Consider the following 10,461-nt stretch of genomic DNA (forward strand, 5'->3'; position numbering starts at 1 on the left):
GACGTAAACAACGAGGCGCCGATGACCATCGCGATGACCTTCTCTGCTGAGAATATCACCGTGGGTAATGCCGAGCTCGACAACCGCTGGCCTCGCTCATAGGTCTAAGAAACTTAAGGACTATGTCGGGTTACGTGCTTGGCATGGTCCTTTTAGCTTTCTATTTAGGTCTCACTGCAGTAGGACATACCTATAAGCTGCTGAGGTCGCCACCTTATTATATATAGGAAACAAATCTTATTAAAACGCTTTTCAGCCTTAATTACCTCAAAAAATATATTCAATGGCAATACCTTTTAATCCCATCTCCATCACCATAGGAAAGGATGGCCTTTCTTCTTTCAAATCACTTCGTATCGACCAAAGTACTGGTGCACATCATCACTTTGACCTCACAGTTGACCTTGAGTCGGGGGGCAACAGACAGGTGCACAACATCAGTAGCAGTAAAGAGTGGCTCGGCAAGGATATCATAGTGAAGGCTGCGAACAAACCATTCTTCTGTGGCATAGTGACAAATATTGAATTGCATCGTGATGGTAGCGACTTCGGGTGTATACAGGTGTCTGGATACTCCTCTACTTATCGTATGGAGACAGCACCGAGCTGTTACTCATGGAACGATAGGTCGATTGGTGATGTCGTAAAGAGTCTGTGCAGTGATGGTAAGGTGCAATTGGCATTGAATGCAGCACACAAGAAACAGTTGGATTACATCTGCCAATACGAGGAATCTGACTTCGATTTCGTTCGTCGGCTCGCCTTACAGTATCAGGAGTGGATGTATTATGATGGTCTGAAACTTGTCTTCGGTAAGCCAAGGCGATTGCCAGACCCTATCAAGATGGAATTTGGTACGTCACTAAGTTCCCTCAATATTGGTCTACAAACATTAGCTCGTCCAGAACAGGTGTTTACGTTCCATTCTGGTGCAAACCGTGAGATGGACCGCAAGACGCCCGATAAGGCTTACGGACATGACAGGATGGCGGGTGATGCGTTCCGTGCTGCGCTTCCCTCCTATCCCAAAGCGGCTCGCCAGTACTCCATACAGCGTGTCAGCTCTATCGATGATCTTGAGAATTATGTACTCTTAAAACAGGCGGCCGAGACGGCTGAGACCCATTACGTCACAGCCGAAAGTCAGGACCCAAGGTTACATGTGGGTTCAGTGATTAGCTTGTATAGTTCTTTCTTAAAGGGAGTCGGCAATCTCTCCCAAGAGAGCTTAGGTGATTTTATCATCATCGAGATGACCCATGAAGTGAGCGAGAGCTGTTATTACAAAAACCGTTTCAAAGCCATCCCTGGTACTGTAATGAGTCTGCCTAACCCAAAGGTTGAAATGCCATTGGCTGAAACGCAGATGGCAACGGTACTCAGCAATGCCGACCCACATGGAGCGGGTCGTGTGCAGGTGCGCATGAATTGGCAGACCGACAACATGCGAACAAGTTGGGTGCGTGTGATGACACCAGATGGCGGTGGCAGCAAAGACGTAAAGAGCAACCGCGGCTTCGTTTTCATTCCAGAGGTAGGCGACCAAGTCCTCCTCGGCTTCCGTCATGGTGACCCCGCCCGTCCCTACGTTATGGGTAGCCTGTTTAATGGAACAACAGGTGGTGGCGGTCTCGAAGGAAATCACATGAAAAGCCTCACAACTCGCAGTGGGCATACTATAAAATTGAATGACTCACTATCATCACTTGGAATAACCATCAAAGACATAAAGGGGAATTCCATTCATATTGACTCTGTAGGAGATGACATCATCATCAATGCAAAGCGAAATATAACCATCAATGCAGGAGAGACTTTTACCGTGAACTGCAAGAATGCCAACATCCTTGCTGAGGAATCCATCAATATGAATGCTGAGCAGGATATTACCAGTGTGTCTGGTGAAAGTACGTCTATACAGGCAGGTGAATCGCTTACAGAGATAGCAGCAGACAGTTATGTCCTATCTGCTAATGATGCCAACGTACAGGTCACAGAAGAACATAATCTTCAGGCATCTACAATATCGGAGACGGCAGAGAAAATAAACATTGACAGTACGATGGAGGACCTTGACCTATCTTCTCCAAAGAAGGTCAACATCCAGAGTTCTGAAAAAGTAAATCTGTTCTAAACTATGTATATTCCTTTTAAAGCACCGACAGGGTCATGCAAGGTGCATGGAGTCAGGACAGAAGTTATGCCAGACGGGGTGAGTGAGACCAAATGTGAGGCTTCTATAGAGTTTGCTCCTCTTTCTAAGGATAGCAAAGTCAAAGCTATAGTACATCTACATGCCTTTGCAGATGATGACGATGCCACAGCAGCATTTGTACATGATATAGAGTCTACTCTTAACCCTATATGTCTGGAATTGGACAATAGGGGTAAATGTGTTAGCATTTCAGACCATGACGAACTCTGTAAACGATGGGATGACAGTCTCTTTCTTTTGCGTGCCAGATATGAAGGAGAATGGGTTGAAAAGGAACTACAATTGTTGACTGATAGGGTTCATGACAAGGGGATTATACTTAATATGATGAAGAGATATTACGTATTTTCAGAGTGGCTGGAAGCTGACTGGTCAGGCATAGAGTTCACAGAAGGGAAAGGATACAGAGAGCATGAAGAAACAGCCTTGGGAGTACCGCTTCTGTTCTCACAGGAATGTTCTATTGAGGACAATGAAGAAGGAATGTCGCTACACATTGTCGGGAATGCTGACTTGAGAAAGAATGAAGTACAGCTTGAAAAGATTTCTCTCCTTGATGAGGCTCAAATAGAAGATATAACATCTATAGAACAACATTGTGTTGTAAAGATAACCAACCTTACAGAAGGTCCTCAAACTGTATATAGTCATTATACTGTAAAGGGGCGGGAGCAGATACTTAAGGATATTGAAATAAGTCTAACCTTTCAATAAAGAAGAATGGAAACAGGCAAAAATACTTCAGTAGACCGTAATCGTAAACAGACTGGGAACAGTGAGGAGATTGTTGCAGATAGTGCAATTTGCACATGTGACAAAGGTTCCAAACCAGGAACTTTCCGTGTTACCAGCCAGCAGAAGATCTACTGTAATGGTGCAAGAAAACTTATTGCTACAGATCAGGATAAAGATATCAAATCCTTGAACTTTGGAAGTTGTGCAGTAAAGAATAATGGTCCTTGTTCTCCGAATATCGTTTGGAGTAACACTTATAACAAGATTGCCATAAAGGGCAAGATGTATCCTTTGACTGTCAAGAGTTCTGGTACCTGTAAGGCTGGAGGTGGTAGAATTAATATCCAGACATCTGGCCAACAGGTTGTAGTAAAGCCTTCTTCTTCACCACGTAAGGCAAATAGTACGGCACATAAGAGCCCGATCTTTACAGAAGAAGACTGGAAGCATTTGCCGCAGGAGGACGAGAAGAGTCAGAACAAACGTGTTCCGGCAGCAGTACAGGTAAACAATGTTCTTGTCAATGGAAAGAGAGAGATAACCATAACCCCTTATGATCATGAAGAACTTCTTTTCACTACGTCACTAACAGCAGGGAGCGCACGGGGGACTGGTGTCAAGTGGGATGTCTGTCATGGCAATCGTGTGATTGCAAAAGGGTTGACAGAAGCTCCAGCACGTACTTACTTTACCAAAGAAGGTACGTATTCTGTATATGCTTATGTTCATAAACCAGGCTCACCCAAAGGCAAAGGTGTGGTCAGGATAACTGTATCCTACCCCAAGTTCAAAAGTATAGAATGGAAGGACGAGAACGGAAAGCATGTTACTTACATTGGGTTGCGTAATAAAGTGTTTGCACATGTATCTTTGCCGGGCTGTAAAGGTATATCTGTCAATTGCCGCTTTTATTATAATGGATATGAGGGAAAAACCTATCTATCCGCCCTTACTCCAATACCTTTGTCTGCTGTAGGAAAAGTAAAGATAGCCCTTTCCCTTTCAAGCGACCAGTTAAAGAAAATAATAGAAGACCGTAAGCACTTCAGCAATGGGCAGAAAATAAGGATATATCTGGAACTGAGTTCTCGACATTGGATAGAAAACCTGACAAAGACTTCACAGCACCCTATCCTATTCAATGACAAAATAGAGTTTCGCAGCCTGATCATTTATAAAGATTCTGACTGCAAAGAAAAACTGCAGGGTGGTATTGCTGACAGCGGGAGTACAGTATATGTGCGTCTCTCTACCGCCAATATGGAAACCGGCAAGATACGTCTGGATGTATATAAGCACGAAACAGGCAACCAAGAAGAGAAAAGTCCCCAACCATCACCTGTATATAGTACCAGTTATCCTGTCAATAGTACGGGTGTCTATAAGTTCTCTTTGACGTTGGCAACACCTCCGTACAAGGAAGGTACAGCCTACAAGGTTGTTGTCTCATGGCTTTTCAGTAGTAATCAATCTTCCAACGGAAATGTAAATAATAATACTGGCAGACAGACCTCAAAGGAAAGCAAACAATACATACTTAAAGGGAAGGAAGTTCTTTTCTCTATCAAGCGGCATATCCCCATGCCAAAGGCAGAACCCAGCAAGGCAAATGTTAATCGCACAGAGTCTGAAAAAGGTGGATGTCCACGTTGTAGTGCTCCAATTACAGCAGAGCAGCTTAAAAAGGTTTTCCCAAAAACTTCAGAAAAAACACGTATAAAAATTGCTGATGCTTATAATAAGCACATGAGGTATTTTAAGATGGACACCTGTTGGAATAAAGCACATTTCTTTGCACAGGCGAAGATAGAAGTGGGAGATTCTTTCAATATTAAGACCGAAAGTTTCAACTACTCCGCAAGGCGTATGAAAGGGAGAGACAACGTTAATGGAAAACACTGGGTACAAGGTAATACTCAAACAAGACAGGGTGGTTATTTTACAGATGGTAAATCAAAAAAATCACCATATCCTTATATGGTAAGTCATCCGGATTTAGCAGAAAAATATGGTCGTAAGGACTTGTATAGATATAATGACCAAGGTATTCAGGCTGCAAATGAAGAGATGATAGCCAATGTTGTATATGATGACAAAAATTGCTCACAGAAAAGGAAATTAGGTAATACTCAAGTTGGAGATGGTTGGAAATTCAAAGGGCGGGGACTGGTGCAGATAACAGGACGCTCAAATTATACAATAACCAATAAATACACGGAAAAGCTACTCGGTAAGAATATTATAAATTCGGAGGCTGATGCAAATCTAGTTGGTACAGATATTGAAGTCGCAATGGTTGCATGTATGGCTTATTGGTCTAAATCTGGAAGAAATCTAGAAATTAAATCCAATGGAGAAATGAATGAAGATATTATCTCTGCAGGTATTGGTAGTAATGTAGATTATATAGGAAAACAAAGTGCTTTCGAAAACATAACATCTAAATGCTTTGCTGTTTCCGATTGTAACATCCAATCAAAGGCTAAAAGAGTGAAAACGGTGACAGATAAGGAACTAAAGATAGAAGAAGGTATCAAGTGGCTTGAGAGTATCTGCATTCCAATAGAAAGTGTAGGAAAGACCAAATATAAGATACCATACTGCCAGGATCTAAATCGCATCAAAGATAGTGGTGCTAAAACAATGGACTGTTCAGAAATGGTAGGGCGTTATGCTGCAAAAATAGAATGGTCAAAGAAACCTATGGGATGGACAACAGCTAGTATGATAGAATATGGTAGGAACCATCCGAAGTGGCTTATTCAACACAAAAATGCCAATTATATACCCAAGCGAGGAGACATCTTCTTATGGAGAGGACACACAGGAGTAGTAATAGAATACGATGAACAAAATGATATAGTTACCACAATAGAAGCTATTAGTTCTACTGTAAATAACGAAAAGCCTGTAGATGATAATGGAATATTTCGAAAGCGTAAACCTGACATCCATTTACGAGGAGTCATAAAAATGAAGTTCAAGAGGACAGACTATCATTTGCTTGGTCATTCTCCAAAGCTTTGCTATTTTTATTCTTTTGCAGTACATTATACAAAAAAATAGACATGAGAAGATTTATTACATCAATTTCAATGATTGTATTAGCAATCGTATTTTATCAGTGTAGTTCAAAAAGCGGGAAAGTGAGTGTGGATACGAACCAACAAGATACACTGCAATCCCTAAATGATAATATCATCAATATGGAAAGATTGAAAGAAATGGGAATAGACAAAAAAAACTTGACCAAACACATGAAATTGCAGGAGTTAGCCTGGTATGGAGGAGACTTCCGCGATGACCAATCTAAGCCTAGATACGAACCCACAGAATTAGATTTTCTACTAACAATACCCTTTGTGGATTACTACTTATCCTCACATGGTTATAAACGCCCGACAGAAAAGCTGTTTCAAGATAGAATCAAGAAAGTGTTTGGCATAGGACTAAAAATGCATAGCTCCAAAAGTTATGAGGAAATTGTTGGGGATGGTTCTTTTGACTTTGCCCATAGCTATTATAGTATATGTGATAAGAATTTTATAACATATAATTGGATGCTCCGTGATATGCTATCCATAGAGGGAGATAAAATTAAGTTAAAGTCAGAGGTATTTCAACAAATTCTTGCACTCAATAAATTTCTTATTTATGATGACCCTTCAGCATTTAAAATTTTGGAATTATCTAAGTATGAAGGGGATAAAAATGATTTAGGAGACTTTTATAGTGGAAAGATGATTTTAGACGATTTGTTCTCAACTTATAATTATTTTGGGAGTTCGCTGTTAAACCAATGGTATTTTAATAAGCAAAAAGATGTACCTTATGGCTTTGTAAGCAGAATCTTTGAGCAGACTTCAAATAAGAAACTAGTTGTACATCCTTCTTTAATAGAAACAGTGGAAAGGAATTCGACAGGTAAGAACGGGACTTATTTTAATAATTTTGGACTTTACGTATATCAGGTGTTACAAAATGAGGATGGTATGAATTCCAACAATTATACTCTTGAAGAAAAAGCGAGGATATTTTGCCATTTTGCTAATTCGGAATACAAGATGCGGAATAAATATGCGGAGTATATGGATACCGGCGACTGGGGCAGAACTTCATGGACATATATCATGATGACCAATTGTAAAAGTATTTATGAGGAAGCTCAGGCACATAAGTTCTTCGGAATAAGTAAACCTGAAATGATGGAAGAAATGGAACAAGAGGGATTGGAATTAAATCCATCCAATGATAACGAATAAATTATTTGAGATGTCTGTGAGACGGCAGAAGTACAGTAAAGTGTCATCCAATGGAATCAGTCTTATGATAAGATTTCTGTGTATTCGTTATCGAGCCAGAGCGTCGGGATATGGGTAGACAAAGTTCATTTGTAGGAGATGATATAAGTTACCGTAAGACCATCAAAACCCGGATAAATAAGTACGAACTAAACTCTCCTCAATATGGTTCTAAAGACAACCCAGTTCCAGTGTTAGACTTTGACTACAAGATAGCACATTTCCAGAACGATAAGAATAGCAAATACTACGAGTATGCATTCAGCAGACCTGCCTATTACAAGAGAGCAGTAGAACTATATCTCACCTATATGATGAGTAAGGAAGAGTTCAAGGAACGGTTTGAAAAGGAGTAATTTAGTGGGCCTATCACTACAACGATAATACGTTATGAGAAAGAGTGGTATGGGTTGGTTTACAGGTGTCGGGCTTGTTGCAATGTTGTTGGCAATTGGTAATATAATTTACACCTGCACACGGAATAATGGGGAAAAGTATGCACAGCAGTATATTGACGATTCGGAGTATGTTACATTGCATATTCCTCAAAGGAAAAGTATTTCTTATGAATTCAATCATATTGTTACAGGTGTTGTCATGAACTCTGCTGAAACAGTATGGACAGACAGTATAACATTTTACGATAGTTCTTATAGAAAATATTTTTGTGTACTTGTGATTGAAAAGAAAAGGCGTAATATGGTGAGGCAAAGTATGTTTGTAGGAGATGATATAGCTTACCGTAAGACTATCAAAGCTCGGATAAACAAGTACGAACTAAACTCTCCTCGATATGGTTCTAAAGAAAACCCTGTCCCAGTGTTAGACTATGACTATGATTTACAAGAATTCAGAGATGCTTATTATGGGGAACAATTTAAGTATGCGTTCAGCAGACCTGCCTATTACAAGAGAGCAGTAGAACTATATCTCACTTATATGATGAGTAAGGAAGAGTTCAAGGAACGGTTTGAAAAGGAGTAATTTGAAGGGGCTATCAATACAACGGTAATACGTTATGAAAAAGATTAATATGGGTTGGTTTACAGGTGTCGGTCTTGTTGCAATGTTGTTGGCAATTGGTAATCTGATTTACACATGTACACGGAATAATGGGGAAAAGTATGCACAGCAGTATATTGACGAATCAGAGTATGTTACATTGCATATTCCAGAAGGGATAAAGGATGTTACTTATAGAGCTGGGAGTATAATGACAGGTGTCCTAATGAACTCAACAAAAAGGATTAGAACTGATAGTATTCTTTTTTATGATAGCACTTATAAGAAATATTTCTGTGTATTCGTCATCGAGCCAGAGAGTCGGGAGACAGTTAGGCAAGGTATGATAGTTGTAAATGATAAGACTACCGTAAGACTATCAGGGCTCGGATAAACAAGTACGAACTAAACTCTCCTCGATATGGTTCTAAAGACAACCCAGTCCCAGTGTTAGACTTTGATTATAATTTACAAGAATTCAGAGATGCTTATTATGGGGAACAATTTAAGTATGCATTCAGCAGACCCGCCTATTACAAGAGAGCTGTAGAACTATATCTCACCTATATGATAAGTAAGGAAGAGTTCAAGGAACGATATGGAGAGAAATAAATGGAATTAAATACCTAAGAATAAATAACATATAAAGACAGAGTATACAAAATAGACAAAGGATAGAAAGATGCTTCTTTATTGCATATAAGACCTTAAACTTTGTTATTTTGTGTTGTATCAATTGCTTTTATAAAATTATCTTTTTACTTTTAACCTCCTAAACATAGGAAAGGATGGACTTTCTTCTTTCAAATCACTTCGTATCGACCAAAGTACTGGTGCACATTATCACTTTGACCTCACGGTTGACCTTGAGTCGGGAGGTAACAGACAGGTACATAACATCAGTAGCAGTAAAGAGTGGCTCGGCAAAGATATCATAGTGAAAGCTGCGAGCAAACCATTCTTCTGTGGCATAGTGACGAACATTGAGTTGCATCGCGATGGCAGCGACTTCGGGTGTATACAGGTGTCTGGCTACTCCTCTACTTATCGTATGGAAACGGCACCGAGCTGTTACTCATGGAATGACAGGTCGATTGGTGATGTCGTAAAGAGTCTGTGCAGTGATGGTAAGGTGCAGTTGGCATTGAATGCAGCACACAAGAAACAGTTGGATTACATCTGCCAATACGAGGAATCTGACTTCGATTTCGTTCGTCGTCTCGCCTTGCAGTATCAAGAGTGGATGTACTATGATGGTCTGAAACTTGTCTTCGGTAAGCCAAGACGATTGCCAGACCCTATCAAGATGGAATTTGGTACGTCACTAAGTTCCCTCAACATTGGTCTACAAACATTAGCTCGTCCAGAACAGGTGTTTACGTTCCATTCTGGTGCAAACCGTGAGATGGACCGCAAGACGCCCGATAAGGCTTACGGACACGACAGGATGGCGGGTGATGCGTTCCGTGCTGCGCTTCCCTCCTACCCTAAGGCGGCTCGCCAGTACTCCATACAGCGTGTCAGCTCTATCGATGATCTTGAGAATTATGTACTCCTAAAACAAGCAGCCGAAACGGCTGAAACCCATTACGTCACAGCCGAAAGCCAGGACCCAAGGCTACATGTGGGTTCGGTGATAAGTTTGTATAGTTCTTTCTTAAAGGGAGTTGGCAATCTCTCACAAGAGAGCTTAGGCGATTTCATCATCATCGAGATGACCCATGAAGTGAGCGAGAGCTGTTATTACAAAAACCGTTTCAAAGCCATTCCTGGTACTGTCATGAGTCTGCCTAACCCAAAGGTTGAAATGCCTCTGGCTGAAACACAGATGGCAACGGTACTAAGCAATGCCGACCCACATGGAGCGGGTCGTGTACAGGTGCGCATGAATTGGCAAACCGACAACATGCGAACAAGTTGGGTTCGTGTGATGACACCAGATGGTGGTGGCAGCAAAGACGTAAAAAGCAACCGCGGCTTTGTGTTCATCCCAGAGGTAGGCGACCAAGTCCTCCTCGGCTTCCGTCATGGAGACCCCGCAAGACCATATGTTATGGGTAGCCTATTTAATGGAACAACAGGTGGTGGCGGTGGCCAAGGCAACAACTGCAAAAGCCTTACCAGCCGCACTGGCTGTGCCTTGAAACTTAATGATTCTAAAGGAAGTGTCACGCTGCACGATAAGGGCGGTGTAACCATGACTTTTGA

7 protein-coding genes and 2 pseudogenes are annotated in these 10,461 nt (G+C 41.0%); all 9 read left to right on the plus strand.

The window, feature by feature from the left end; translation table 11 throughout:
- On the plus strand, positions 1 to 102 hold a 102-nt coding region (gene tssD, locus CHB62_RS13575; RefSeq protein ID WP_303395903.1), incomplete at its 5' end, for a type VI secretion system tube protein TssD.
- Between the two features lie 181 nt (positions 103 to 283).
- Positions 284 to 2,134: a type VI secretion system Vgr family protein gene (locus CHB62_RS13580; RefSeq protein WP_089367258.1), complete on the plus strand. Its 1,851-nt coding sequence runs from the start codon at positions 284 to 286 to the stop codon at positions 2,132 to 2,134.
- Positions 2,135 to 2,137: 3 nt separating this feature from the next.
- Entirely contained in the window at positions 2,138 to 2,929 is a 792-nt protein-coding gene (locus tag CHB62_RS13585) for a hypothetical protein (RefSeq protein ID WP_089367259.1), read from the plus strand.
- Positions 2,930 to 2,935: 6 nt separating this feature from the next.
- The gene (locus CHB62_RS13590; RefSeq protein ID WP_089367260.1) at positions 2,936 to 6,016 is read left to right on the plus strand and encodes a PAAR-like protein; all 3,081 of its coding nucleotides are present in this window, start codon (positions 2,936 to 2,938) and stop codon (positions 6,014 to 6,016) included.
- Between the two features lie 2 nt (positions 6,017 to 6,018).
- Positions 6,019 to 7,212 (plus strand): hypothetical protein, encoded by a 1,194-nt coding sequence (locus CHB62_RS13595; RefSeq protein WP_089367261.1) that lies wholly within the window; start codon positions 6,019 to 6,021, stop codon positions 7,210 to 7,212.
- Positions 7,213 to 7,286: 74 nt separating this feature from the next.
- A pseudogene (locus tag CHB62_RS13600) lies at positions 7,287 to 7,607 on the plus strand (DUF8188 family protein); the annotation flags it as partial.
- A 34-nt stretch (positions 7,608 to 7,641) separates the two neighbouring features.
- Positions 7,642 to 8,235 carry a DUF8188 family protein gene (locus tag CHB62_RS13605; RefSeq protein WP_089367262.1) on the plus strand — a complete coding sequence of 198 codons (594 nt, stop codon included), beginning with the start codon at positions 7,642 to 7,644 and terminating at the stop codon, positions 8,233 to 8,235.
- A gap of 34 nt (positions 8,236 to 8,269) precedes the next feature.
- Positions 8,270 to 8,865 (plus strand): annotated as a pseudogene (locus CHB62_RS13610) (DUF8188 family protein).
- Positions 8,866 to 9,031: 166 nt separating this feature from the next.
- Positions 9,032 to 10,461 (plus strand): type VI secretion system Vgr family protein (locus CHB62_RS13615; protein ID WP_089367263.1); only part of this gene is annotated, 1,430 nt, incomplete at its 3' end.

The sequence above is a fragment of the Prevotella jejuni genome (genome assembly GCF_900187995.1).
Classification (GTDB): domain Bacteria; phylum Bacteroidota; class Bacteroidia; order Bacteroidales; family Bacteroidaceae; genus Prevotella; species Prevotella jejuni.

Coding starts and splice junctions, on each gene's coding strand:
- CHB62_RS13595 (WP_089367261.1), top strand. CDS start 6,019: ATGAGAAGATTTATTACATCAATTTCAATGATTGTATTAGCAATCGTA.
- CHB62_RS13585 (WP_089367259.1), top strand. CDS start 2,138: ATGTATATTCCTTTTAAAGCACCGACAGGGTCATGCAAGGTGCATGGA.
- CHB62_RS13590 (WP_089367260.1), top strand. CDS start 2,936: ATGGAAACAGGCAAAAATACTTCAGTAGACCGTAATCGTAAACAGACT.
- CHB62_RS13580 (WP_089367258.1), top strand. CDS start 284: ATGGCAATACCTTTTAATCCCATCTCCATCACCATAGGAAAGGATGGC.
- CHB62_RS13605 (WP_089367262.1), top strand. CDS start 7,642: ATGAGAAAGAGTGGTATGGGTTGGTTTACAGGTGTCGGGCTTGTTGCA.